Source organism: Streptomyces sp. NBC_00259 (assembly GCF_036181745.1).
GTDB lineage: Bacteria > Actinomycetota > Actinomycetes > Streptomycetales > Streptomycetaceae > Streptomyces > Streptomyces pratisoli.
Genome location: NZ_CP108080.1, coordinates 2,997,777 through 3,023,132, shown reverse-complemented (window position 1 = coordinate 3,023,132; position 25,356 = coordinate 2,997,777). Strand labels below are relative to the sequence as shown.

General features: G+C 70.1%; 16 protein-coding genes and 1 pseudogene. 11 read left to right on the top strand and 6 right to left on the bottom strand.

The features are described 5' to 3' along the window. Position 1: 1 nt before the first annotated feature. Positions 2–1,216, bottom strand: a complete 1,215-nt coding sequence (locus OG766_RS13505) for a DUF7544 domain-containing protein (protein ID WP_328725422.1) — start codon at positions 1,214–1,216, stop codon at positions 2–4. 183 nt (positions 1,217–1,399) lie between these two features. On the opposite strand from OG766_RS13505, the gene mtnA reads away from it, so the two are divergent. Then, a complete protein-coding gene (mtnA, locus tag OG766_RS13500; protein ID WP_266373655.1) occupies positions 1,400–2,533 on the top strand; it encodes an S-methyl-5-thioribose-1-phosphate isomerase in 1,134 nt (377 codons plus the stop codon). A 248-nt stretch (positions 2,534–2,781) separates the two neighbouring features. On the opposite strand, the gene OG766_RS13495 is transcribed toward mtnA, so the two are convergent. Then, positions 2,782–3,864, bottom strand: coding sequence for a hypothetical protein (locus OG766_RS13495; protein WP_328725421.1), 1,083 nt, complete (start codon positions 3,862–3,864; stop codon positions 2,782–2,784). A gap of 776 nt (positions 3,865–4,640) precedes the next feature. On the opposite strand from OG766_RS13495, the gene mtrA reads away from it, so the two are divergent. From mtrA to OG766_RS13460, 6 genes are all read left to right on the top strand, one after another. Continuing rightward, the gene (mtrA, locus tag OG766_RS13485; RefSeq protein ID WP_205375139.1) at positions 4,641–5,330 is read left to right on the top strand and encodes an MtrAB system response regulator MtrA; all 690 of its coding nucleotides are present in this window, start codon (positions 4,641–4,643) and stop codon (positions 5,328–5,330) included. Between the two features lies 1 nt (position 5,331). Further along, the gene (mtrB, locus tag OG766_RS13480) at positions 5,332–7,371 is read left to right on the top strand and encodes an MtrAB system histidine kinase MtrB (protein ID WP_266373661.1); all 2,040 of its coding nucleotides are present in this window, start codon (positions 5,332–5,334) and stop codon (positions 7,369–7,371) included. Further along, positions 7,361–9,211, top strand: a complete 1,851-nt coding sequence (locus OG766_RS13475; RefSeq protein ID WP_266373663.1) for an LpqB family beta-propeller domain-containing protein — start codon at positions 7,361–7,363, stop codon at positions 9,209–9,211. Before mtrB ends, OG766_RS13475 begins: the two co-directional genes overlap by 11 nt. Before the next feature lie 71 nt (positions 9,212–9,282). Further along, positions 9,283–10,005: a ComF family protein gene (locus tag OG766_RS13470; protein ID WP_328725420.1), complete on the top strand. Its 723-nt coding sequence runs from the start codon at positions 9,283–9,285 to the stop codon at positions 10,003–10,005. 327 nt (positions 10,006–10,332) lie between these two features. After that, complete coding sequence (gene hpf, locus OG766_RS13465) at positions 10,333–11,022, top strand: ribosome hibernation-promoting factor, HPF/YfiA family (RefSeq protein ID WP_266373667.1); 690 nt, start codon at positions 10,333–10,335, stop codon at positions 11,020–11,022. 184 nt (positions 11,023–11,206) lie between these two features. Further along, on the top strand, positions 11,207–11,956 hold the full coding sequence (locus OG766_RS13460) for a response regulator (RefSeq protein ID WP_266373669.1): 750 nt from the start codon (positions 11,207–11,209) through the stop codon (positions 11,954–11,956). A gap of 39 nt (positions 11,957–11,995) precedes the next feature. On the opposite strand, the gene OG766_RS13455 is transcribed toward OG766_RS13460, so the two are convergent. Next, entirely contained in the window at positions 11,996–13,156 is a 1,161-nt protein-coding gene (locus tag OG766_RS13455) for a winged helix-turn-helix domain-containing protein (protein ID WP_266373670.1), read from the bottom strand. A gap of 95 nt (positions 13,157–13,251) precedes the next feature. Continuing rightward, positions 13,252–13,824 carry a GNAT family N-acetyltransferase gene (locus OG766_RS13450; protein ID WP_266373671.1) on the bottom strand — a complete coding sequence of 191 codons (573 nt, stop codon included), beginning with the start codon at positions 13,822–13,824 and terminating at the stop codon, positions 13,252–13,254. Positions 13,825–14,063: 239 nt separating this feature from the next. Between OG766_RS13450 and secA the strand changes: the two genes are divergently transcribed. Beyond that, entirely contained in the window at positions 14,064–16,880 is a 2,817-nt protein-coding gene (gene secA / locus OG766_RS13445) for a preprotein translocase subunit SecA (RefSeq protein ID WP_266373672.1), read from the top strand. 238 nt (positions 16,881–17,118) lie between these two features. On the opposite strand, the gene OG766_RS13440 is transcribed toward secA, so the two are convergent. Next, entirely contained in the window at positions 17,119–17,595 is a 477-nt protein-coding gene (locus OG766_RS13440) for an Rv3235 family protein (RefSeq protein WP_266373674.1), read from the bottom strand. Positions 17,596–17,858: 263 nt separating this feature from the next. Here OG766_RS13440 and OG766_RS13435 point away from each other — a divergent pair, with 263 nt between their 5' ends. After that, positions 17,859–18,365 (top strand): DUF6912 family protein, encoded by a 507-nt coding sequence (locus OG766_RS13435; protein WP_328725418.1) that lies wholly within the window; start codon positions 17,859–17,861, stop codon positions 18,363–18,365. 110 nt (positions 18,366–18,475) lie between these two features. Further along, positions 18,476–19,135: an HAD family hydrolase gene (locus tag OG766_RS13430; protein WP_266373677.1), complete on the top strand. Its 660-nt coding sequence runs from the start codon at positions 18,476–18,478 to the stop codon at positions 19,133–19,135. Between the two features lie 110 nt (positions 19,136–19,245). On the opposite strand, the pseudogene OG766_RS13425 reads toward OG766_RS13430, so the two are convergent. Further along, a pseudogene (locus OG766_RS13425) lies at positions 19,246–19,813 on the bottom strand (DJ-1/PfpI family protein). 545 nt (positions 19,814–20,358) lie between these two features. On the opposite strand from OG766_RS13425, the gene OG766_RS13420 reads away from it, so the two are divergent. Beyond that, positions 20,359–25,302: an NAD-glutamate dehydrogenase gene (locus OG766_RS13420; RefSeq protein WP_266373681.1), complete on the top strand. Its 4,944-nt coding sequence runs from the start codon at positions 20,359–20,361 to the stop codon at positions 25,300–25,302. Positions 25,303–25,356: the final 54 nt, after the last annotated feature.

The following is a 25,356-nucleotide window of genomic DNA, read 5'->3' as shown; positions in this document are numbered from 1 at the left end:
ATCAGCTCCTGGAGGTGTCGGCGCCCGCGGACGTGGAGCCGTAGCCGGGAACGCCTGCCGCCCTGGCCAGTTCGAGGTCGAGAGCCTCGCGGCGGATGCGCTGGTCCACGTAGAGGAGGACCGTGACGCCGGCCGAGATCGGGTAGGTGATGGACGAGGCGATCACGGCACCGATGCCGGTGATGATCAGGAACGGCCAGCCGAACTCGGGGACGGAGCCGGAGAAGAGCCCGCTGATGCCGTCACCGTCGACCGCGTAGGCGATCAGGCTGAACGGGATGGCGATGATCATCGAGACGAGGAACGTCAGCAGCAGCGTCAGCGTCAGGATGCCGAACGTCCGCCACCACGCCCCGCGGACCAGCTTGGCCGAGCGGCGCATCGACTGGATCACTCCCTGCCGCTCCAGCATGAGCGCGGGGGACGCGAGGGCGAACTGGACCATCAGCCAGAGCGTGACGACGGCACCGGCGAAGCCGCCCAGAACGGCGAGGGCGACGCCGCCCCCGGAGCCCAGGAGCAGGCCCGGCAGCATCCCCACGGTCATCACGACCGCGGCGATCAGAGGCAGCAGCAGGGTCAGGCCGAGGAGTTGCAGCAGCCGGGGCCGTGCCTCGCGCCAGGCCTCGGAGAGGGTGACGGGGCGGCCGAGGACCGAGCGGCTGATCACCACGGTCAGCAGCGCGGTGGTGAAGAGCGTGGCGATCAAGGTGATCGCCGTGACGGGCGCCAGCCCGATGACCGTCGCGTTGAGCTGGTCCATGGCCTGCCTGAGGGCTTCCTCGGGGCTGGCGTCCGGGTTCGTCGCGGGCGGCTGCGGCAGGAGATAGCGCTGGATGAGGATGTCGCAGATCTGGGTGATGACCGAGACGGTGATCGTGATGCCCAGCACCGTGCGCCAATGGGCGCGCAGCGTCGACACCGCGCCGTCCAGGATCTCGCCGACGCCCAGGGGGCGCAGCGGGATGACCCCGGGCTTCGCGGCGGGCGGCTGCCCCCAGCCGCCGCGCTGCGGACCGCTGCCCCAGCCCGGCCCGCCGGCCGGCGGCACGGGCCCGCCGCCCTGAGCGGTCGGCGGAGCCCACCGGCCGGCGGGCGGCTGCTCCTTGGACCACTTCGAGGAGGCGTCGGGAGCGTCGGCGGGCCCGGGTGTTCCGGAGTCCCGGCCGTCGGAGGGGGAGGATCCGGGCGAGGCCCAGCCCGGAGTGTCGTTCACGGTCGTCCACCTCATGGATCTGTCGTGGGGCCGGCTCGGCGAACCGGCCGGAAATTGGCGCCTGCCCCGCACGTCACGGCGGAGGCCGGCAGCCCATCGTGCCACGCGCCGCCCGCCGGTGGGCCGGGCGATGGATCTCCTTCTCACCTTCATTGTGCGTGCGTCAGCGGGCAGACTGGGCGGATGGCTGATCAGTACGTACAAACCCGCGACGGCGAGGAGTCGCCGCGGCTCGCCTCACTGCGCTGGGACGAGCTTCCGGAAGGTCCTGTGCTGGTTCTCCTGGACCAGAGAAGGCTGCCCGCCGAAGAGGCCGAGTTGGTGTGCACCGACGTTCCGGCGCTGGTGCAGGCGATCCGGACGCTCGCCGTGCGGGGGGCACCGCTGCTCGGGATCGCCGGCGCCTATGGAGTGGCGCTGGCGGCGGCCCGCGGTTACGACGTCGCGGAGGCGGCAGCCCTGCTGGAGACGGCGCGGCCCACCGCCGTCAACCTCGGCTACGGCGTGCGGCGCGCGGCCGGTGCGTACGAGGAAGCGGTCGGCAAGGGTGCCGACGCGCAGGAGGCGGCCGCCGCCGTGCTGGCCGTGGCGCGGGAGCTGCACCGGGAGGATGCCGAGGCCAGCGAGCGGATGGCGCAGCACGGCCTCGTTCTGCTCGATGAGCTGCTGCCGGGCGGCAGTCACCGGATCCTGACGCACTGCAACACCGGGCGGCTGGTCTCCGGCGGGGAAGGGACGGCGTTCGCGGTGGCGCTCGCCGCGCACCGGACGGGCCGGCTCCGCAAGCTGTGGGTGGACGAGACCAGGCCGCTGCTGCAGGGTGCCCGGCTCACCGCGTACGAGGCGGCACGGAGCGGGATGTCGTACACACTGCTCACCGACAATGCGGCAGGATCGCTGTTCGTTGCCGGGGAGGTCGACGCCGTGCTGATCGGGGCGGACCGGATAGCGGCGGACGGCTCCGTGGCGAACAAGGTGGGAAGCTATCCGCTCGCGGTGCTCGCCAAGTACCACCATGTGCCGTTCATCGTGGTGGCGCCGACCACCACCGTGGATCTCGGGACGGCCCACGGTGCGTCCATCGAGGTGGAACAACGGTCGGGGCGGGAGGTGACCGAGATGCCGGTGTCGCGGGCGGCGGAGCAGGAAGCCGAAGCCGGGGGCCTGCCGCTGGCGCCCCTGGGGACGCAGGCGTACAACCCTGCGTTCGATGTCACACCACCGGAACTGGTGACGGCGATCGTCACGGAAGAGGGGACGGTTTCGCCGGTCACGGGGGCCGGGATAGCCGAGCTGTGTGCCAGGCTGCGGCGGTAGCGCACCGACGGGACACCTCGGGCTCCATCGTTGATCAGCTGCAGGACAGCATGAGCACCGCCCCGCCCGCCGCGTGCCCGATCACGAGGGAACGAGCGGGGAACCACGGGGAACCAGGGCGAGACGACCACTTCCCCGCAGGTCAGCGGCATTCCAACTCAGCGGGCACCCGCATACGGGGTCTTCCGAGCTCGTGCTCAAGGAGCCGCACGGTTGCGAATGATCGATCTCCGCGTGTCACAGCCGTGCTAGCGGGACAGGACGAAACAGGTCACGACCTGCTTGCGGGGACTGTCCCCGTGTTCCTCCGTCGGCCAGACGCTCATGTACGTGTCGGGGTCCACGGAGTCCGACGTCCACGCGGGCCGAGCACTGTGGTAGGCGCTCCCGCAGGCGTCAATCGCCCGTCTCTTCGCGCCCTTCTCACCGGAGTACGCGCCCTTCAGCGTGACCTGCGCGTAGATCCGCGCGTCGTGAGGTCCGGTGCAGGAAACGTTGACGACCAGGGGGGCGCTGCGCGTACCGGTGGTGAAGTCCACACAGTCACCGGCTGCCGCGGCATAGCGGGGCAGTACCGCCTTGCCCGCGTCGAGGACGGCGTCGGACACGGGTGGCAGGGCCGGTTTCGTCCGCCCGTGCCCCGTGAGGACGAGCCGGGCCCGTAGCGCGGTCACACCCGGCAGCCCGCTGTCACCCTCCTTCAGCAGGGCGGAGAGATCGGCTTCGGCCTGAGTGATCAGGCCCTTCGCGTCTGTGGTCAGGGTCAGTGGAACGGGTGTCCCGACGGACTCCGCGGGTACCACCACCTGCATACGGCGGCGCAGGTCGCCGGGCAGCAGGCTCCCCGTGGCGCCGCTCGGCACGATGTGGGCGGTGAAGCGGCGGCCCCCTCCGGCCACCGGCTGCCCCTTGATGCTGTGGAGAGCCGAGATCACTTCGAGCAGTGTGCCTCCGAAGGGCGACTCGATGCCGTGGAGCCAGGTGATCGAGTCCACCTCGTCGATCGGCTCGTCGAGGTCGTAGCGCAGCCGGTAGTTGCCCTTGCCTGACCGATGAAGGACGGACTCCGGGGTGAGCGCGATACGTGCGGAGGCAGCCGCGCTGCCCTCGCCCAACGTCGCGCCCAGGAGGTAGTCCTTGGTCGTCGCGGGGAAGCCGTTCGGAATCTTCCAGGTGTGCGTGCCGTCCGCCCGGCCACCACTGAAGTCGAGCCGCCCTGCGGTGGTGAGGACGGCGTCGCCTTGCTTCGACGTGAACGTCAGTACCTGGTGGAAGGCGGCGCTGCCGGCCTGCTGGGTCTCTCGCACGGTCTGGTACGGCTGCTCGCCCAACGGCAGAGAGAACACAGGGTGCTTGGCCGGCGGCGCAGCACCCTCGCCGACGCTCCCGCTGCAGGCGGTCAGCAGCAGTGAAGCGACGGCGAGGGCGGAAACGGTGCGTGAAGCAGAATTGATCACACGAGTACGACCGGCGCATGTACGGATCGTTGTACGGATCCCGGTAACGGATCGAGCACGTCACCCCGGCAACAGCGCGACCGGCGTGACCGTCCACGCGGTCTCCGCCACCGCCCCGAGGACGTGGCCCGTCACCCCGCCGAAGCGCCGGACGCAGAGCCGCAGCAGCAGGTGGGCGTGGCAGGTCCGACGCGGCGAACATCCAGCGCGCCTGTGTCCGCAGCCGGCCACACACGGCGCCGCGCGATCATGAGCCCAATCGCAAGGGCGCGGTGTCGCCACACGCTTCGACAAGACGCCCGAGAGTTACCTCGCCGACCTCGACTCCGCGCCTCGATGATGAACCGCAGGGCCCGGTCGTCCGAGGCGTCATCCGGCAGATGGCAGCGCTTGGTATGAACCCACCGGTACCCGTGTCCTCGCCCCTCTGGGAATGCGAAGTCGTTGAAGTTGATGAAGGGGCTGTCCCAGTGGAGGAGCGCGTGATGCATGTCGCCGCGAGCACGAGAGGCACCCGGAAGCTCCCCCCTGACATCCGCTACCGATATCAACGTCGGCGGACCAGGGCAGACAGTGACGGTCGGGTACGACTATCGTCACAGGCCAGTGAGCCTTCTCACCTGCGCGTGGGCAACCGTTACGAGAATGGGATGATGTCGATTATGAAGGGACGCGTCCTTGTCGTCGACGACGACACCGCACTGGCCGAGATGCTCGGCATTGTGCTGCGTGGTGAAGGGTTCGAGCCGTCGTTCGTAGCGGACGGCGACAAGGCACTCGCTGCTTTCCGCGAGGCCAAACCGGACCTGGTACTGCTGGATCTCATGCTGCCCGGTAGGGACGGCATCGAGGTGTGCCGGCTGATCCGGGCCGAGTCGGGTGTGCCGATCGTGATGCTCACGGCCAAGAGCGACACCGTCGATGTGGTGGTCGGGCTGGAGTCCGGCGCCGACGACTACATCGTGAAGCCGTTCAAGCCGAAGGAGCTGGTGGCCCGGATCAGGGCACGGCTTCGCAGGTCGGAGGAGCCGGCGCCGGAGCAGCTCGCGATCGGGGACCTGGTCATCGACGTGGCCGGCCACTCCGTGAAGCGGGACGGGCAGTCGATCGCACTGACCCCGCTCGAGTTCGACCTGCTGGTCGCGCTGGCCCGTAAGCCGTGGCAGGTCTTCACCCGTGAGGTCCTGCTCGAACAGGTGTGGGGGTACCGGCACGCTGCAGACACCCGTCTGGTGAACGTGCATGTCCAGCGGCTCCGCTCCAAGGTCGAGAAGGACCCGGAGCGGCCGGAGATCGTCGTGACCGTCCGCGGTGTCGGTTACAAGGCCGGACCGAGCTGACATGGCCGTGGGCAGCACTGCTCCGAAGCCCGGGGGGCCGGGAGTCCGTACGGGGCGGGCTGCCGGGCCCGGGCACGGGTCTTCACGTTTCGGCCGTCTCTTCCAGAGCGGACGGCTGCTGCAGGACGGGGCGCCGGGTGGGCCGGTGCTCCGGTTCGTCGTGCGCTGGGTGAGGCGTCCGCTGCTGCCCGCCCTGCGGCTGTGGCGACGCAACATTCAGCTCCGGGTCGTCGCCGGCACGCTGCTGATGTCGCTCGGTGTGGTGCTGCTGCTCGGTCTCGTCGTCATCGGCCAGGTCCGCAACGGACTGCTGGACGCCAAGGAACAGGCCGCGCTGAGCCAGGCCGCCGGCGGTTTCGCCGCGGCGCAGGAGAAGGCGGCCGGAGTGGCCGCGCTCGGTGGCCAGGACGGCGACGCCACGGACGGCAGGCCCGGCCGTGGCTCCGTGAACTGGCGGTCCGAGCTGGTGAAGCAGCTGGCCAGCGGTGGCCAGGGCGCGTACCACGTGGTGGCGCTCAGTCCCGATTCCGACGATGCCGGGACGAGCCGGGCCCCGCGGGCGTCCGGCGATGTGGATGTCACGAGCGTTCCCGAGAGCCTGCGCGGTTCGGTCGCGCAGGGGACGGGCACGTTCCAGACGTACGTCAAGATCAAGTACTCGGTTCAGAAGGAGCCGGAGGCGGGGCTGGTCGTCGGCAAGCGGCTCAACGATGTCGCGGGCAGCTCCTACGAGCTGTACTACCTCTTTCCGCTGACGCAGGAAGAGGAGTCGCTGAGCCTGGTCAAGGGCACGCTGGCGACGGCCGGACTGTTCGTGGTCGTCCTGCTCGGTGCCATCGCGTGGCTGGTCGTGCGGCAGGTCGTCACCCCGGTCCGGATGGCCGCGGGGATCGCCGAGCGGCTGTCCGCCGGGCGGCTCCAGGAACGTATGAAGGTCACCGGCGAGGACGACATCGCCCGGCTCGGTGAAGCCTTCAACAAGATGGCGCAGAACCTCCAGCACAAGATCCAGCAGCTGGAGGAGCTCTCCCGGATGCAGCGCCGCTTCGTCTCGGACGTCTCGCACGAGCTGCGTACGCCGCTGACGACCGTGCGGATGGCCGCGGACGTCATCCATGAGGCACGCCAAGACTTCGACCCGGTGACGGCGCGCTCCGCGGAACTGCTCGGGGATCAGCTGGACCGGTTCGAGTCGCTGCTGGCCGACCTGCTGGAGATCAGCCGGTTCGACGCCGGAGCGGCGGCGCTCGAGGCCGAGCCGATAGACCTGCGCGAGGTCGTACGCCGCGTGATCGGCGGCGCCGAGCCGCTGGCCGAGCGCAAGGGCACCCGTATCCGCGTGGTCGGGGACGAGCAGCCCGTGGTGGCCGAGGCCGACGCCCGGCGCATCGAGCGCGTCCTGCGCAACCTCGTGGTCAACGCCGTCGAGCACGGCGAGGGACGCGATGTGGTCGTGCGGCTGGCGGCGGCGGGCGGGGCGGTCGCGGTGGCCGTGCGCGACTACGGTGTGGGGCTCAAGCCGGGGGAGGCGACCCGGGTGTTCAACCGCTTCTGGCGGGCCGATCCGGCGCGTGCGCGCACCACCGGGGGTACGGGACTCGGTCTGTCCATCGCGGTCGAGGACGCACGGCTGCACGGCGGCTGGCTGCAGGCCTGGGGCGAGCCGGGCGGCGGCTCCCAGTTCCGCCTGACCCTGCCGCGTACCGCCGACGAGCCGCTGCGGGGATCGCCGATACCGCTGGAGCCCCAGGACTCCCGGCGGGCACGTGAGCGTGCCGCGGCGGACGAGGCGAACGAGCATGCGCTACGGCTGTCGACCGTCCCGGCGCAGCCCGGCGCGAACCGGTCGGGTCTGCCGATCCCGGTCGGGCCCCCGGCGCCGCCGCACGCCCCGTCGGCGGCGGTGGATCCGGCTGCCCTGCCGGGCAACGGTGCCCGTGTGGTGGCCCGCCCCGCCGCCGAGCGGCCGGGCGACGGCGGAACGATGGGATCGGTACCCGGACAGGTTGCGGAGCGGGAGGACACGACTCGTGGGCGCTGAGCGTCGTCGGTACGGCCATGGACGCGCCACACGGGGGTGGGCCGTGTTCGCCTGCTCGGGCGTTCTGCTGGCCGGATGTGCGTCGATGCCGGACAGCGGCGACGTGGAGCAGGTGAAGGCCACCAAGGGCGCGGACTCCCAGGTGCGGGTCTATGCCGTGCCGCCCCGTGACGGGGCCAGGCCGGACGAGATCGTCGACGGCTTCCTGGAGGCCATGACCAGTGACGACCCGAGCTTCGCGACGGCACGCAAGTATCTGACGAAGCAGGAGTCGAAGGAATGGCGGCCCGACTCGCTGACGACCGTGCTGACCGAGGCGCCCGAATCCGAGGCTCCCGCCTCCGAGGCGCGGTCCGGCGAGGAGGCCGACAGCCTGACCTATGCGCTGTCCGGTGAGCTGATCGCGACGGTCGACCGGCATGCGTACAAGTCGGTCGTGCCCACCCAGTACGGCGGGTCGCTGCGGCTGGTGCGGCAGAGCGGACCGGACGGCAAGGGCAAGGAATGGCGCATCGCCTCCGCCCCCCGGGGCCTGGTGCTCGGCGAGAGCGACTTCCTGCGCAACTACCTGCCGGTCAACAAGTACTACTGGGCGTCCGGGCAGAACACGGTGGTCGCGGATCCGGTCTACATCCGGCAGCGGCAGGATCCGGTGACCCGGATGGACCCGGTCGCACAGACCGTGTCGGCGCTGTTCGAAGGCCCGGCACGCTGGCTGACGCCCGTGGTGGACTCGCCCTTCCCGACCGGCGCGGGGCTGAAGAAGGGCGTCACGTCCTTGACGCCCGACGATCAGAACGTCCTGAAGGTGCCGCTCAACGACAAGGCGTCGAACGTCGGGGGAGCGGTGTGCAAGCGGATGGCGACCCAGCTTCTGCTCACCCTGCGTGATCTGGCGTCGCCGCGTGTCGAGCAGGTGGAGCTCCAGCGGTCCGACCGCTCGCCGCTGTGTGTGCTGACCTCCGACCAGGCGGACGCGTACGCCCTGGAGCGGCCGAGCTCGGACAACGTGTACTTCGTCGACCGCGACAGCCGGATGGCCGTGGTCGGGGCGAGCAAGGCCAAGAGCGTCGACACGTCGATGGTGCGCGGCCCCTTCGGCAACGGACAGCTGAAGGTCGGCACGGTCGCCGTCGCGCGCAGTCTGCACCGGGCGGCGTCGGTGTCGCAGGACGGCAAGTCCCTTTACGTGGCCTCGATCGTCTCCGACGAGGCACTGCCCGATCCGTTGGTCCAGAGTGGTGCGCCGCTGGTCAAGGACCGGCTTTCGGCACCCAGCTGGGACCGGAACGACCTGTGGGTCGCCGACCGTGATCCGGCCAAGCCGCGGCTGCTGCGCTTCGCGGACGGCCAGGGCGAGGCGCAGGAGGTCAAGGTCGACGGGCTCGACGGCGCGCGGATCGAGTCGATGCGGGTGTCGGCCGACGGTGTGCGGATGGCGCTGCTGCTGTCCAAGGACGGCAAGAACACGCTGAAGATCGGCCGGATCGAGCGGCGCGCCGAGGCCGGCGGTGAGCTCACGGTGTCCGTGGTGGACCTGCAGGCCGCGGCGCCCCGGCTGGAGACGGTGACCGCGCTCTCCTGGGCGGGACCGAGCAGGCTGGTCGTCGTCGGCAAGGAGGCCGGCGGGGTCCAGCAGGTGCGCTACATCGAGACGGACGGCTCCCTTACGCCTGCCGGCGGTCTGCCGGGCCTGAACAAGGTGTCGGCGGTCGCCGCCACGGAGGACGAGGAGCAGTACCTGGTCGCGGTCTCCGACGATGGTCTCGTGCGGCTCGTGCCCAACGCCAACTGGCAGACCATGATCGAGAAGGGCTCGTCGCCGGTCTATCCGGGCTAGCCCGTTCCGGCCTGCGGCGGAGTTGTCCACAGGGGTGGCCCCGGTCTCCGGGCAGGGGCACAGTGGTGGTCATGCGGTGGTGGTGGCGCGAGATCGCAGGGCTGGTGCTGCCCGTCGCCTGCGGCGGATGCGGGCGTCCTCGTACGCCGCTGTGCGAGGAGTGCGGAGGACGGCTGGAGGGCCCGCCGGCACGGGCGAGGCCGTGCCCCGAGCCCAGGGGCCTGCCCGTCGTGTTCGCCGCCGCACGGTACGAGGACGCGGTACGGGCGGTGCTGCTGGCCCACAAGGAACGCGGGGCGCTCGGCCTGGCCGGGCCGAGCGGCGCGGCGCTGGCGGGGGCGGTGCGCGCCGCGATGCCACAGGCGCCGGACGAGCGGGAGCCGCTGCTGCTGGTGCCCGTGCCGTCGGCGCCCCGGGCGGTGCGAGCGCGAGGGCATGATCCGGCCCGTCGTATCGCCGTCGCGGCCGCCGTGGCACTGCGGCGCACGGGGACGTACGCGCGAGCGCTTCCGGTGCTGCGGCAGCGCCGGACGGTGGCCGACCAGTCGGGCCTGACGGCGCGGAGACGGCTGGCGAACATGGCGGGGGCGCTGGAGGTGGCCTCCGGCGCGGAGCGCCTTCTGGCAGCCCATGCAGCGGTGCTGGTGGACGATGTGATGACCACGGGTGCCTCTCTCGCCGAGGCGGCCAGGGCACTGCGTGCCGCATCCGGGGGACGTTCCTCGAGATACACCCGGATGAGTGCTGCCGTGGTCGCCGCACCGCCGCTGTCGTTCGAAACGAACCGGAACTGACAGGTGAGTTGCAACGTTGCAGGTAGTGAGAGGGGGCAGGCCCTGAATGGACGTACGCGCTGGTAGCGGGTGCCGACAGAGGTCCGGGCGAGCTATGTTCGGTGGTAACGAATGGTGAATGCCCTGCTTCGTCGAATACATGGCCGGGTTACGGCCAGGTGTTCCCGAAGTGGCCCAGATCTTCGACTTCGGTGGGGTGGCGATCTTGCCGGTGGGGGAGGAGGAGGTGAAAGTCGCCAAGTCCGAGGCTCCGGAGCACACCGGGGCCTGGTGCAAAAGGGAGAAGCTCCGCGTTGAATGCGGAGCGATCCGGGAACGGAGTTCTGCGTGGACATCGTCGTCAAGGGCCGCAAGACCGAGGTGCCCGAGCGGTTCCGCAAGCACGTGGCCGAGAAGCTGAAGCTGGAGAAGATCCAGAAGCTCGACGGCAAGGTGATCAGCCTCGACGTCGAGGTGTCCAAGGAGCACAACCCGCGGCAGGCCGACCGTTCCGACCGCGTGGAGATCACACTTCTTTCACGCGGCCCGGTGATCCGGGCGGAAGCAGCGGCAGGCGACCCGTACGCAGCGCTCGACCTGGCTACGGCCAAGCTGGAGGCTCGGCTGCGCAAGCAGCACGACAAGCGCCACACACGCAGGGGCAACGGGCGGCTGTCGGCAGCGGAGGTCGCCGATGTCGTCCCTGGCGTGGCCCAGTTGAACGGAACCGGTGAGCCCATCATCGAGGAGGCTCCGGAGTCCATTCCCACCACCAGGATCGGCTCGCTCGAAGTGCAGGGCGAAGGCCCGCTGGTGGTCCGGGAGAAGACCCACGTCGCTGCCCCGATGACGCTCGACCAGGCGCTCTACGAGATGGAGTTGGTCGGGCACGACTTCTATCTGTTCGTCGACTCCGAGACCAAGGAGCCCAGTGTCGTCTACCGGCGACACGCCTACGACTACGGCGTCATCCACCTGAGGACCGACCCCCTCGCCGGGAGCGAGGCGGGCGGCGCCGGTGGTGCGCTCGGCGGCTGATCCCGTCCTTCGGTGGTGCCCCTGGAGCGCCCTGTGCGCCCCCAGGGGCATCCTCGTGCCGCCACAGGATCACACCACTGTCGGTCAGGCATGAAATCATGGCGACCCGAGCCAACCGGTGCGCTGTGGACTGCGGTTGGCAGACCGCAGATTGATGCAGGCCACGGCCTCAGGGGGAGGAACGATGGCGGACAGCTTCGGCCCGGTGCGCGACGCGGAACACGCCGATGGTCCGGACGGTGGGGACGGCACGGAGACCGGTGCGTCCCGCAAGGAGCCGATCAGGGTGCTTGTCGTGGACGACCATGCTCTCTTCCGTCGCGGACTGGAGATCGTCCTCGCCCAGGAAGAGGACATCCAGGTCGTCGGCGAGGCCGGGGACGGCGCGGAGGCCGTCGACAAGGCGGCCGATCTGCTGCCCGACATCGTGCTCATGGATGTACGAATGCCGAAGCGCGGCGGCATCGAGGCCTGCACCTCCATCAAGGAGGTCGCACCCAGCGCGAAGATCATCATGCTGACGATCAGCGACGAGGAGGCCGACCTCTACGAAGCGATCAAGGCCGGCGCCACCGGATACCTCCTCAAGGAGATCTCCACGGACGAGGTGGCCACGGCGATCCGCGCGGTCGCCGACGGGCAGTCGCAGATCAGCCCGTCGATGGCGTCCAAACTGCTCACCGAGTTCAAGTCCATGATCCAGCGCACCGACGAGCGCCGTCTGGTGCCCGCTCCCCGGCTGACCGACCGGGAGCTCGAGGTGCTCAAGCTGGTGGCGACGGGGATGAACAACCGGGACATCGCCAAGGAGTTGTTCATCTCGGAGAACACGGTGAAGAACCACGTGCGCAACATCCTGGAGAAGCTCCAGCTGCACTCCAGGATGGAAGCGGTGGTCTATGCGATGCGGGAGAAGATCCTCGAGATCCGCTAGGCAGCACGGCCCAGGCCCGCAGGGCACAGCGCTTCCGGCTCAGGCGAGGGCGGCGACCAGGGGCGCCGCCAGCTCCGGGCTGTCCACCCGCTCGACGCGGACCGAGTCGCAGCCGACCCACCGCGCCGCCTCCAGCAACGCCTGGGCCATGGGCCGCACCGCCTTCGGCGTGTCCAGCGAGACCTGCCTGGCGACCAGAGTGGTGCCCTCACGAGCAGGATCGACCCGGCCCAGCAGTCGGCCGCCCGACAGCAGCGGCATCGCGAAGTAGCCGTACACCCGCTTGGGCTTGGGGACATACGCCTCCAGGCGGTGTGTGAAGCCGAAGATCCGCTCCGTGCGTGCCCGCTCCCAGATCAGTGAGTCGAAGGGCGACAGCAGCGTCGTACGGTGACGGCCGCGCGGCTCGGTCGCCAGCGCCTCGGGGTCCGCCCACGCGGGCTTGTCCCAGCCCTCCACGCGAACCGGCACGAGTCCCGAGTCGGCGACCACGGCATCGAACTGCTCGCCCTTGAGACGGTGGTAGTCCGCGATGTCCGCGCGCGTGCCCACGCCCAGCGACTGGCCGGCAAGCCGCACCAGACGGCGCAGGCACTCCTCGTCGGCCATGTCGTCATGGAGCAGTGCGTCCGGGATGGCGCGCTCGGCCAGGTCGTACACCCTCTTCCAGCCGCGCCGCTCGGTGCACACCACCTCGCCGTACATCAGCGCCCGCTCGACGGCGACCTTGGCCTCCGACCAGTCCCACCAGGGGCCGCCGTTCTTCGCGCCGCCCAGTTCCGTGGCGGTGAGGGGGCCTTCGGTGCGCAGCTGCTTGATCACCGTGTCATAGGCCCCGTCCGCCAGCTCGTGGTACCAGTGCGGGCGGGAGCGGTAGGCGCGCCGGCGGAAGGCGAAGTGCGGCCACTCCTCGACGGGGAGTATGCAGGCCGCGTGCGACCAGTACTCGAAGGCGTGTCCCTCCGTCCAGTACGCGGTCTCGACGGCCTTGCGGCCGATCGCGCCGAGCCTGGCGTAGGGAATCAGCTCGTGCGAGCGCGCCAGCACCGAGATCGTGTCCAGCTGCACGGCGCCGAGATGGCGCAGCACCCCCCGCGCGCCGCCGCGGCGGTCGGGCGCGCCCAGGAACCCCTGGGCGCGCAGCGCGAGGCGGCGGGCGTCGTCGGCGGACAGCTCGGCGGCAGGCGGTGCGGTCTTCATGTTCCGCACCTTAGAGGGCGGCACTGACAATCGGTCCTCGGCATCTTTCCGTCCAGGTCGGCATGCGGTCCTCGGCGGTCGCGCCCGCCCGCCCGTCAGGTGTTCGACGGCAGATAGGGGACCGGGCACGGCAGCCCGAGATCGGACGGGAGCAGCGAGGCGACCCAGCAGTCACGGAGCGTGCCCCGGCCGTGGAAGCCCGACCGCTGGACGCCCTCGACGGTGAAGCCGGCCTTCTCGGCGACGCCGCGCGAGGCCGTGTTGCCCACCTCCGCGCGCCACTCCAGCCGGGTGCAGGCGAGGTCCGTGAAGGCCCAGCGGGCCATGGCGAGCACCATCTCGGTCGCATAGCCGCGGCCACGGTGCTCCTTGGCCATCCAGAAGCCGATCTCCCAGGCGCCCGAGCGCGGGTGGTGCAGGCCCGACGACGCGATGAGCTGACCGCTCTCCCGCAGGCGTACGGAGAGGGTGTACTCCGAGTCGTTGCGCCAGCCGTCCGGCACGGTCACCTCGACGAATTCCTCCGCGTGCCGCAGTTCGTACGGAGAGGGGACCGGGATCCAGCGCTGGATGTCGGGGTCCTGACAGGCCGCGTGGACCTCGTCGGCGTCACCGGGCGTGAAGGGGTTCAGCAGCAGACGGTCGGTGGTGAGGGTGATGGGCTCCATGACGGAATTCTGGTCACTCTGCGTCGGTGGCGCGAACACTTTTCGAGATCTGCGGCACCTTCCGAGCCCTCCGCACGTTCTCCTGGTGCGCGGCAGTCGGCCACGGGTGACGGCGGCTCTCCCGGCGTGGCGGGGTCCTCGCTTACGATGGCCGTTGCGGTGGGGTCCACCTGCCGTGCCCGCGCCAGTGTCCATAAACGACCCAGTGCCAGGCCCGACCGGCAAGGAGACCCGCCTCAGTGTCCGTCTTCAACAAGCTCATGCGTGCAGGCGAAGGCAAGATCCTGCGCAAACTGCACCGCATCGCGGACCAGGTCAACTCCATCGAGGAGGACTTCGTCTCCCTCTCCGACGCCGAGTTGCGGGCCCTCACGGACGAGTACAAGGAGCGCTTCGCCGACGGCGAGAGCCTCGACGACCTGCTGCCCGAGGCGTTCGCCACCGTCCGTGAGGCCGCCAAGCGCGTCCTCGGCCAGCGTCACTACGACGTCCAGATGATGGGTGGCGCCGCGCTGCACCTCGGCTATGTCGCCGAGATGAAGACCGGTGAGGGCAAGACCCTCGTCGGCACGCTCCCGGCGTATCTCAACGCGCTCTCCGGCAAGGGCGTCCACCTGATCACGGTCAACGACTACCTGGCCGAGCGCGACTCCGAGATGATGGGCCGGGTCCACAAGTTCCTCGGCCTCGACGTCGGCTGCATCCTCGCCAACATGACGCCCGCGCAGCGCCGCGAGCAGTACGCGTGCGACATCACGTACGGCACGAACAACGAGTTCGGCTTCGACTATCTGCGCGACAACATGGCGTGGTCGCAGGAGGAGCTCGTCCAGCGCGGCCACAACTTCGCGATCGTCGACGAGGTCGACTCGATCCTCGTGGACGAGGCGCGTACGCCGCTGATCATCTCCGGCCCCGCCGACCAGGCCACCAAGTGGTACGGCGACTTCGCCAAGCTGGTGAAGCGGCTGAACCGGGGCGAGCCGGGCAATCCGCTCAAGGGTATCGAGGAGACCGGCGACTACGAGGTCGACGAGAAGAAGCGGACCGTCGCCATCCATGAGTCGGGTGTCGCGAAGGTCGAGGACTGGCTGGGCATCGACAACCTCTACGAGTCGGTGAACACCCCGCTGGTGGGCTACCTGAACAACGCCATCAAGGCCAAGGAGCTCTTCAAGAACGACAAGGACTACGTCGTCATCGACGGCGAGGTCATGATCGTCGACGAGCACACCGGCCGTATCCTCGCCGGCCGCCGCTACAACGAGGGCATGCACCAGGCGATCGAGGCGAAGGAAGGGGTGGACATCAAGGACGAGAACCAGACGCTCGCCACGATCACCCTGCAGAACTTCTTCCTCCTCTACGGGAAGCTCTCCGGAATGACCGGTACGGCCATGACCGAGGCCGCCGAGTTCCACCAGATCTACAAGCTGGGTGTCGTCCCGATCCCGACGAACCGTCCCATGGTCCGCAAGGACCAGTCGGACCTCATCTACCGCACCGAGGTCGCCAAGTTCGCGGCCGTGGTCGACGACATCGAGGAGAAGCACCGCAAGGGCCAGCCGATCCTCGTCGGTACGACGTCGGTCGAGAAGTCCGAGTACCTCTCCCAGCAGCTCAACAAGCGCGGCATCCAGCACGAAGTCCTCAACGCCAAGCAGCACGACCGCGAGGCCATCATCGTCGCCCAGGCGGGCCGCAAGGGCGCCGTCACCGTCGCGACGAACATGGCCGGCCGTGGCACGGACATCAAGCTCGGCGGAAACCCGGACGACCTGGCCGAGGCGGAGCTGCGCCAGCGCGGCCTGGACCCGGTCGAGCACGTCGAGGAGTGGGCCGCGGCCCTGCCGCAGGCGCTGGAGCGCGCCGAGGCGGCCGTGAAGGCGGAGTTCGAAGAGGTCAAGTCCCTCGGCGGGCTGTACGTCCTGGGCACCGAGCGCCATGAGTCGCGGCGTATCGACAACCAGCTGCGCGGTCGTTCCGGCCGTCAGGGCGACCCGGGCGAGTCCCGCTTCTACCTCTCCCTCGGCGACGACCTCATGCGGCTGTTCAAGGCGCAGATGGTCGAGCGGGTCATGGCCATGGCCAATGTGCCGGACGACGTCCCGATCGAGAACAAGATGGTGACGCGCGCGATCGCGTCCGCCCAGTCGCAGGTCGAGCAGCAGAACTTCGAGACGCGGAAGAACGTCCTGAAGTACGACGACGTGCTCAACCGGCAGCGCAAGGTCATCTACGGCGAGCGCCGTCGCGTCCTGGAGGGCGAGGACCTGCACGAGCAGATCCGCCACTTCATGGACGACACGATCGACGCGTACATCCAGGCGGAGACCGTCGAGGGCTTCGCCGAGGAGTGGGACCTCGACCGGCTGTGGGGCGCGTTCAAGCAGCTCTATCCGGTGAAGGTGACCGTGGACGAGCTCGAGGACGCGGCGGGTGACCGGGCCGGGATCACGGCCGAGTTCATCGGCGAGACCATCAAGGACGACATCCACGAGCAGTACGACGAGCGCGAGAAGCAGCTCGGCTCGGACATCATGCGTGAGCTGGAGCGGCGTGTGGTGCTGTCCGTCCTGGACCGCAAGTGGCGTGAGCACCTCTACGAGATGGACTACCTCCAGGAGGGCATCGGCCTTCGCGCGATGGCGCAGAAGGACCCGCTCGTGGAGTACCAGCGCGAGGGCTTCGACATGTTCACCGCGATGATGGACGGCATCAAGGAGGAGTCCGTCGGCTACCTGTTCAACCTGGAGGTCCAGGTCGAGCAGCAGGTCGAGGAGATCCCGGTGCAGGACGCGGCCGAGAAGAAGTCCCTGGCCAAGGAGGACGCGGTGCCGGCGGGCGCGGGCCGTCCCGAGATCCGCGCGAAGGGGCTGGACGCACCGCAGCGTCCGGACCGGCTGCACTTCTCGGCGCCGACGGTCGACGGCGAGGGCGGTGTGGTCGAGGGCGACTTCACGAACGGCGACTCGCCCCGCTCGGAGTCCGACGGGATGACGCGCGCGGAGCGCCGCAAGGCGCAGAAGAGCGCGGGGCGCCGCCGCAAGAAGTGACGCCGAAGGCGTGAGAACCGCGGGGCCGGACACCGGAAGGTGTCCGGCCCCGCGGGCATTCACAGGGGCGTCGGCGCGGCTGGGGTTCCCTGGCCGCGGCCGGCGAGACCGCCGGGCCGTCAGGGGCGGCCCGGGCGGTTCTCCGCCGTGGGCCGCGGTGGTCGGCCACCGGCGGCGGGTCAGCGTCGGCTGTGCCTCGCTGTTCCCCCGGCAGTGACAGTCGGCGACTGCTCGGGTGTCAGACGCCGGCGGTGACGCGTTCGCCGCCGAGTTCCACGGCTGCGCAGCGCCAGCGGAGGTCGGGGCCCTGTTCGAGGCGGAAGGCCATGGCGCGGACCTGCTCGCCCGCGGCGATGCGGGCGAAGGCCTCGATGACTCCTGGCCGCGGTACGTACTCGTCGCAGTGGCGGACCGCGGGCCGCAGGCCGTTCGTACGGAGCGGAGCGCCGGGGGCGAGGCGGACGAGCTGCTCGTAGGCGTCGCCGATGGTGTGGCCGAGCATCCAGTGCACGGGGCGGTGCCCGCTGAGGACCGAGAGCAGCCGTTCGGCGAACCAGTAGCGCGGAAGACGGGAGCGGCCGCCGACGGCGGGCCCTGGACCGGGCGCCACGGGCGCCACGGGCGGCGTTGCGGGGCGCCGTGAGGCGCGGCCGGGGCCGCGGCTGTCATGGCGGTCCCCGGGCTTCGTCCGCGTCCTGGCCGAGGTGTGGTGCATGGCGGTCGCCCCTTCGATACTCACAAGTAACTTTCCGGTGAGGATCTTGTACGGGCCGGGAAGCGGCCGCCGCAACGACCGCGGGACCGCGCGGACAGGGGCGCCGACATTCACCTATCAGGGTGACGGGCGGGCTCTGACGGCCGGGAACCGCGCGGACCGCGGGTGCTCCGGGGCGACGCCGGGAGGGGCCTCCGGGGCAGCCCGAAGGGGGACTTCACACGTATCCTTAAGTGCTCACCCGACTACGAAAGCGGCCAGTCATGCGCGTCTACGTCCCCCTGACCCTCCCCGGTCTCGCAGAGGCGCACAAGGCGGGCGAGCTCGGGCCCGGTCCGCTGATCGCCTACGCCGTGACGCCCGCGCTGCGCGAGTGGTACGTGTCCGACGACATCGAGGAGCTCGAGTACGCGGCGCTGAACAGGGCCGCGGCGGCGTCGCTGCGCCAGCTGGCGGGCGACCCGGGTGTGGCGCGGCGGCGGGTCGTCGTCGCCGTCGACGTACCGGACGGCGCGGCGACCGCGGATCCGGGTCAGGCGCTGGGGTCCGCGTCGCTCGGTGAGGTGCGGATCGCGGCCGCGGTGCCGCTGGTGAAGGCGGCGTCGGTGCATGTGGACTCCGGCGAGGCGGAGAGCGATGTGGCCGCGGCGGCCGGCGCGCTCGGCGCCGCGGACCACGGGGACGACGACGCGCAGTTCATCGTGGACGGCGCCGAGGACCACGAGCTGCTCTGGTACGGAGTGCAGGAGATCCCCGGGCTCATCGGCTGACGCGGCCCGCCGGGCCCGCCCCGCCCGGCCCGGCCGCCCCGGCTGCCCCGCCCCGGTTCCCTTTCGGCCGTCTCGGTCGTTGTCGTACCCGGCCGGTACCGTTGCTCGACATGGGGAAGCACACCGCGCATCTGGTCTGGGACTGGAACGGCACACTGCTCGACGACATCCACACGGTCATCGAGGCGACGAACGCGTCGTTCGCGGAGATAGGGCTCGGACCGATCACGCTCGAGCGCTATCGCGAGCTGTACTGCGTGCCGGTGCCGCTGTTCTACGAGCGGCTGATGGGCCGGCTGCCCACGGACGACGAGTGGGCCGTCATGGACGCGGTGTTCCACAAGCACTACTGGCAGCGGGCCGACGCCTGTGTGCTCACGGCCGGGGCCGCGGAGCTGCTCGCCGAGCGCCAGGAGGCGGGGCGTACGCAGTCGCTGCTGTCGCTGGCCCCGCACGAGCATCTGATACCGATCGTGCGGCGGCACGGCATCGAGGCGCGCTTCGTACGGGTCGACGGGCGGATCGGCGCGTCGCACACGGGCAAGACGGAGCACATGGTGCGGCATCTGGCCGCGCTGGAAGGGGTGCCGCCGGAGCGGATCGTGGTCGTCGGCGACGCGGTGGACGACGCGGTCGCCGCGGCGCACGTCGGCGCGAAGGCCGTGCTCTACACCGGGGGCTCGCACAGCCGGGCGAGCCTGGAGGCCGCAGGGGTGCCGGTGGTGGACAGCCTGGCGGAGGCGGTGACGGTCGCGGAGGAGCTGGCGTAGCCCCCGCCCCGCCCAGCGCCCGCCGGCACCGCACCCCGCCCGTACAGAGGCCTCTCAGGACGCACGTACAGCCCGTCACCGCACGTACAGCCCCGTCACTCCTGGGCCCGTCAGCTCAGCGGAGCCTTCGACCTCAGCACCGTGAGGAACTCGCGCATCCACGCAGGGTGGTCCGGCCAGGCGCGGGAGGAGATCAGGGTGCCGTCGACCACGGCCTCGGTGTCCTGGAAGGACGCGCCCGCCGCCTGCATGTCGAGCTCCAGGGCGGGATAGGCCGTGACCCTGCGGGCCCGTGAGGCTGCCGGTGGCGGCCGTCAGCAGGGGGCCGTGGCAGATCTGGGCCACGGGCTTGTCGGCATCGAAGAACGACTTGAGGATCTTGCGGAGCTCCGGGTCGTTGCGGAGGTACTCCGGGGCGCGGCCGCCCGGGATGACGATCGCGGCGTATTCCCCCGGGTCGACCTCCGAGAAGGCCAGGTCGGCGGGCCACGTGTAGCCGGGCTTCTCCGTGTACGTGTCGAAGCCGGGCTCGAAGTCATGGACGACGAACCGGAGCTGCTTGCGGGCGGGGGCCGCGATATGGACCTCGTAGCCCTCTTCGAGCAGCCGCTGGTACGGGTAGAGGACCTCCAGGGACTCGGCTGCGTCGCCGGTGACGATCAGGATCTTCACACTCATGGCTCCTGCTCCCCTGTATCGATATGGCTGTATCGATACGGCTGTATCGATTTGTCGGGCTTCGGTCCCACCGTCAACCTGCCTCCCCGACGCCGATTTGCCAAGAGGCCAACGTGTCGCTGTCCAGACTGTCAAACTTCCGGCCCCGCTTTTGTACACATACGGCTCATGACGGGTCAGGGGTGCGGGGCGATAGCCTTGACCCGTGATCAGCGCGATACGCCGAGGGGGCAGCGGTGCCTCCTGCGGGCCCCGCCCAGCGGTAGCTGGGGGACTGCGCCCGGTACGCCACAGCGGCCGGGTGCGAGCTGATCTTCCCCGCGAGGTCGGGTCCTTTCGAGGACGGACCGGCCCGCACGGAGCGCGAAGAGCGCGTGGACCGCGCTGCGGTCACCTTCCGGGCCACCGGCCCGCACGGGCCGGTCACGGTCCGGACTTCTCTCACCCAGGCATGACGCCGACCCCGACCGGACACTCCGCGTCGTGGCGTCGTGCCATCTTTTCCCCCTACGTCACGCAACGGCGCGCGACAGGAGCCAGAGGACATGCAGACCAAGCTGGACGAAGCCAAGGCCGAGCTGCTCGAAAGGGCCGCTCGGGTAGCTGAGCACAGCCCGGGCGGGGGGCAACTTCCGACTGGGTCCGACGGCGGGGAGCGTCCTGACCAGGGCCACCTCCTCGCGTTCCTCCAGCGCTACTACCTGCACACCGCCCCCGAGGACCTCGCCGACCGCGACCCCGTCGACGTCTACGGCGCAGCCGTCTCGCACTACCGTCTCGCCGAGAACCGTCCGCAGGGCACGGCCAACGTCCGGGTGCACACCCCGACCGTCGAGGAGAACGGCTGGACGTCCAGCCACTCCGTCGTCGAGGTCGTCACCGACGACATGCCCTTCCTCGTCGACTCCGTCACCAACGAGCTGTCCCGCCAGGGCCGCGGCATCCACGTCGTGATCCACCCGCAGATCGTCGTGCGCCGTGATGTCACCGGCAAGCTGATCGAGGTGCTCTGCGGCGAGCCGAACGGCGCCAAGCTGCCGCACGACGCCCTCGTCGAGTCCTGGATCCATGTCGAGATCGACCGCGAGACCGACCGCTCCGATCTGAAGCAGATCACCTCCGACCTGCTGAGCGTGCTGTCCGACGTCCGCGAGGCCGTCGAGGACTGGGAGAAGATGCGCGACGCGGCGCTGCGCATCGCCGACGAGCTGCCCGGCGAGCCCGTCGCCGACGATCTCAGCGAGGACGAGGTCGGCGAGGCCCGCGAGCTGCTGCGCTGGCTGTCCGACGACCACTTCACCTTCCTCGGCTACCGCGAGTACAACCTGGTCGACGGCGACGCGCTGGCCGCGGTCCCCGGCACCGGTCTCGGCATCCTCCGCTCCGACCCGCACCACACCGGCGACGACGCGCACGGCCACCCCGTGAGCCCCTCGTTCAACCGGCTGCCCGCGGACGCCCGCGCCAAGGCGCGCGAGCACAAGCTGCTGATCCTCACCAAGGCCAACAGCCGCGCCACCGTGCACCGCCCGAGCTACCTCGACTACGTCGGCGTGAAGAAGTTCGACGCCGAGGGCAACGTCGTCGGTGAGCGTCGCTTCCTGGGCCTGTTCTCCTCGGCCGCGTACACCGAGTCCGTGCGCCGTGTCCCGGTGATCCGCCGCAAGGTCGCGGAGGTCCTCGAAGGCGCCGGCTTCTCGCCCCACAGCCACGACGGCCGTGACCTCCTCCAGATCCTGGAGACGTACCCGCGCGACGAGCTGTTCCAGACGCCCGTCGACGAGCTCCGGTCGATCGCGACGAGCGTCCTGTACCTGCAGGAGCGCCGCCGGCTGCGGCTGTACCTGCGCCAGGAGGAGTACGGCCGGTACTACTCGGCCCTCGTCTACCTGCCGCGCGACCGCTTCAACACGACCGTCCGTGAGCGGCTGACCGGCATCCTCAAGGAGGAGCTCGGCGGCACCAGCGTCGACTTCACCCTGATGAGCACCGAGTCCGTGCTCACCCGCCTCCACTTCGTCGTCCGTGTCCCGTCCGGTACCGAGCTGACGCACCTCACCGACGCCGACAAGGAGCGCCTGGAGGCCCGGCTGGCGGAGGCCGCCCGGTCCTGGGCCGACGGATTCGCCGAGGCGCTCAACGCCGAGATGGGCGAGGAGCGCGCCGCCGAGCTGCTGCGCAAGTACGCCAACGCCTTCCCGGAGGGCTACAAGGCCGACCACTCGCCGCGTGCGGCGGTCGCCGACCTGGTCCACCTGGAGCAGCTCACCGAGTCCGGCAAGGACTTCTCGCTCTCCCTCTACGAGCCGGTGGGCGCCCTTCCCGGTGAGCGCCGCTTCAAGATCTACCGCTTCGGGGAGCAGGTCTCCCTCTCCTCCGTGCTGCCCGTCCTCAACCGGCTCGGCGTCGAGGTCATCGACGAGCGGCCGTACGAGCTGCGCTGCACGGACCGTACGCACGCCTGGGTCTACGACTTCGGTCTGCGGGTGCCGGCCACCACGGGCAACGGCGGGGAGTACTTCGGCGACGATGCCCGTGAGCGTTTCCAGGCGGCCTTCTCCGCCGTGTGGACCGGCGCCGCGGAGAACGACACGTTCAACTCGCTGGTGCTCCGGGCCGGGCTCACCTGGCGCGAGGCCATGGTGCTGCGCGCGTACGCGAAGTACCTGCGGCAGGCCGGATCGACCTTCAGCCAGGACTACATGGAGGACACCCTCCTCAACAACGTCCACACCACCCGGCTGCTGATCAACCTCTTCGAGGCCCGGATGGCGCCGGACCGCCAGCGCGCCGGCACCGAGCTGACCGACGCCCTGCTGGAGGAGCTGGACGCCGCCCTGGACCAGGTCGCCTCGCTCGACGAGGACCGGATCCTGCGCTCCTTCCTCACCGTCATCAAGGCCACCCTCCGGACGAACTTCTTCCAGGAGGCGGAGGGCGGACAGTGGCACGGCTACGTGTCGATGAAGTTCGACCCGCAAGCCATCCCGGATCTGCCGGCCCCGCGCCCGGCGTACGAGATCTGGGTGTACTCGCCGCGGGTCGAGGGCGTGCACCTGCGCTTCGGCAAGGTCGCGCGCGGTGGTCTGCGCTGGTCCGACCGGCGTGAGGACTTCCGTACGGAGATCCTCGGCCTGGTCAAGGCACAGATGGTGAAGAACACCGTCATCGTGCCGGTCGGCGCCAAGGGCGGATTCGTCGCCAAGCAGCTCCCGGACCCGTCCGTGGACCGTGACGCGTGGCTGGCGGAGGGCATCTCCTGCTACAAGACCTTCATCTCGGCGCTGCTCGACATCACCGACAACCTGGTGGGCGGCGAGGTCGTGCCGCCGCACGACGTGGTGCGCCACGACGAGGACGACACCTACCTCGTCGTCGCCGCCGACAAGGGCACGGCGACGTTCTCCGACATCGCCAACGACGTCGCGATCTCCTACAACTTCTGGCTCGGCGACGCCTTCGCCTCCGGCGGCTCCGCCGGTTACGACCACAAGGGCATGGGCATCACGGCCCGCGGCGCCTGGGAGTCCGTGAAGCGGCACTTCCGCGAGCTCGGCCACGACACCCAGACCCAGGACTTCACCACGGTCGGTGTCGGCGACATGTCGGGTGACGTGTTCGGCAACGGCATGCTGCTCTCCGAGCACATCCGGCTGGTCGCGGCCTTCGACCACCGTCACATCTTCATCGACCCGGAGCCCGACGCGGCCGTCTCGTACGCCGAGCGCCGCCGGCTCTTCGAGCTGCCCCGTTCGTCGTGGGCGGACTACAACACGGAGCTGCTGTCCCCGGGCGGCGGCATCCACCCGAGGACCGCCAAGTCGATCCCCGTCAACGCCCATGTGCGCGAGGCTCTCGGCATCGAGCCGGGGGTCACGAAGCTGACTCCCGCCGAGCTGATGAAGGCGATCCTGCAGGCTCCGGTGGACCTGCTGTGGAACGGCGGTATCGGTACGTACGTCAAGGCGTCGACCGAGTCGAACGCCGACGTCGGCGACAAGGCGAACGACGCCATCCGCGTCAACGGCAACGAGCTGCGGGTCAAGGTCGTCGGCGAGGGCGGCAACCTGGGCCTGACCCAGCTGGGCCGTATCGAGTTCGCCCGGGACGGCGGCAGGATCAACACCGACGCCATCGACAACAGCGCGGGCGTGGACACCTCCGACCACGAGGTGAACATCAAGATCCTGCTGAACGGCCTCGTCACCGAGGGCGACATGACCGTCAAGCAGCGCAACAAGCTGCTCGCCGAGATGACCGACGAGGTCGGCCGGCTGGTGCTGCGCAACAACTACGCGCAGAACGTGGCCCTGGCCAACGCCGTCGCCCAGTCGCCGAGCCTCCTCCACGCCCACCAGCGCTTCATGCGCAGGCTGGGCCGCGAGGGCGCGCTGGACCGGGCGCTGGAGTTCCTGCCGAACGACCGGCAGATCCGTGAACTGCTCAACAACCGGCACGGCCTGTCGCAGCCCGAGCTGGCCGTGCTGCTCGCCTACACCAAGATCACGGTGGCGGACGAGCTGATCGGGACCTCGCTGCCGGACGACCCGTATCTGCGCGGGCTGCTGCACGCGTACTTCCCGAAGCCGCTGCGGGAGAACTTCACCGAGGCGGTCGACGGACACGCGCTGCGCCGCGAGATCGTCACGACCGTCCTGGTCAACGACACCGTCAACACCGGTGGTTCGACGTTCCTGCACCGGCTCCGCGAAGAGACCGGGGCGTCGATCGAGGAGATCGTCAGGGCGCAGACCGCGGCCCGCGCGATCTTCGGTCTCGGCGAGGTGTGGGACGCCGTCGAGGCGCTCGACAACGAGGTCAACGCCGACGTCCAGACCCGTATGCGACTGCACTCGCGCCGGCTCGTCGAGCGCGGCACCCGCTGGCTGCTCGGCAACCGGCCGCAGCCGCTGGAGCTGACGGAGACGATCGGGTTCTTCTCGACCCGGGTCGAGCAGGTGTGGGCCGAGCTGCCGAAGATGCTCCGCGGTGCCGACCTGGAGTGGTACCAGGGCCTGCTGGAGAAGTTCATGGCCGCGGGCGTCCCGGAGGACCTGGCCACGCGGGTCGCCGGATTCTCGTCCGCCTTCCCGACGCTGGACATCGTCGCGATCGCGGACCGTACGGACAAGGACGCGCTGTCCGTCGCCGAGATCTACTACGACCTGGCCGACCGGCTGCGGATCACCGAACTGATGGACCGGATCATCGAACTGCCGCGGGCCGACCGCTGGCAGTCCATGGCCCGCGCCTCCATCCGCGAGGACCTGTACGCCGCGCACGCCGCGCTCACCGCGGACGTGCTGTCGGTCGGCAACGGCGCCTCGACGCCGGAGCAGCGCTTCAAGGCGTGGGAGGAGAAGAACGCGGCGATCCTGGGCCGGGCGCGGACGACTCTGGAGGAGATCCAGGGGTCGGACACCTTCGACCTGGCCAACCTTTCGGTCGCGATGCGGACGATGCGCCAGCTGCTGCGTACGCACAGCTGACGCGACGGCCGTCACCACGGCTGACGCGACGGCTGTCACCCACGGCTGACGCGA

Coding starts and splice junctions, on each gene's coding strand:
- mtnA (WP_266373655.1), top strand. CDS start 1,400: ATGGCTGATCAGTACGTACAAACCCGCGACGGCGAGGAGTCGCCGCGG.
- mtrA (WP_205375139.1), top strand. CDS start 4,641: ATGATGTCGATTATGAAGGGACGCGTCCTTGTCGTCGACGACGACACC.
- mtrB (WP_266373661.1), top strand. CDS start 5,332: ATGGCCGTGGGCAGCACTGCTCCGAAGCCCGGGGGGCCGGGAGTCCGT.
- OG766_RS13470 (WP_328725420.1), top strand. CDS start 9,283: ATGCGGTGGTGGTGGCGCGAGATCGCAGGGCTGGTGCTGCCCGTCGCC.
- OG766_RS13460 (WP_266373669.1), top strand. CDS start 11,207: ATGGCGGACAGCTTCGGCCCGGTGCGCGACGCGGAACACGCCGATGGT.
- OG766_RS13455 (WP_266373670.1), bottom strand. CDS start 13,156: ATGAAGACCGCACCGCCTGCCGCCGAGCTGTCCGCCGACGACGCCCGC.
- OG766_RS13450 (WP_266373671.1), bottom strand. CDS start 13,824: ATGGAGCCCATCACCCTCACCACCGACCGTCTGCTGCTGAACCCCTTC.
- OG766_RS13440 (WP_266373674.1), bottom strand. CDS start 17,595: ATGCACCACACCTCGGCCAGGACGCGGACGAAGCCCGGGGACCGCCAT.
- OG766_RS13435 (WP_328725418.1), top strand. CDS start 17,859: ATGCGCGTCTACGTCCCCCTGACCCTCCCCGGTCTCGCAGAGGCGCAC.
- OG766_RS13430 (WP_266373677.1), top strand. CDS start 18,476: ATGGGGAAGCACACCGCGCATCTGGTCTGGGACTGGAACGGCACACTG.
- OG766_RS13420 (WP_266373681.1), top strand. CDS start 20,359: ATGCAGACCAAGCTGGACGAAGCCAAGGCCGAGCTGCTCGAAAGGGCC.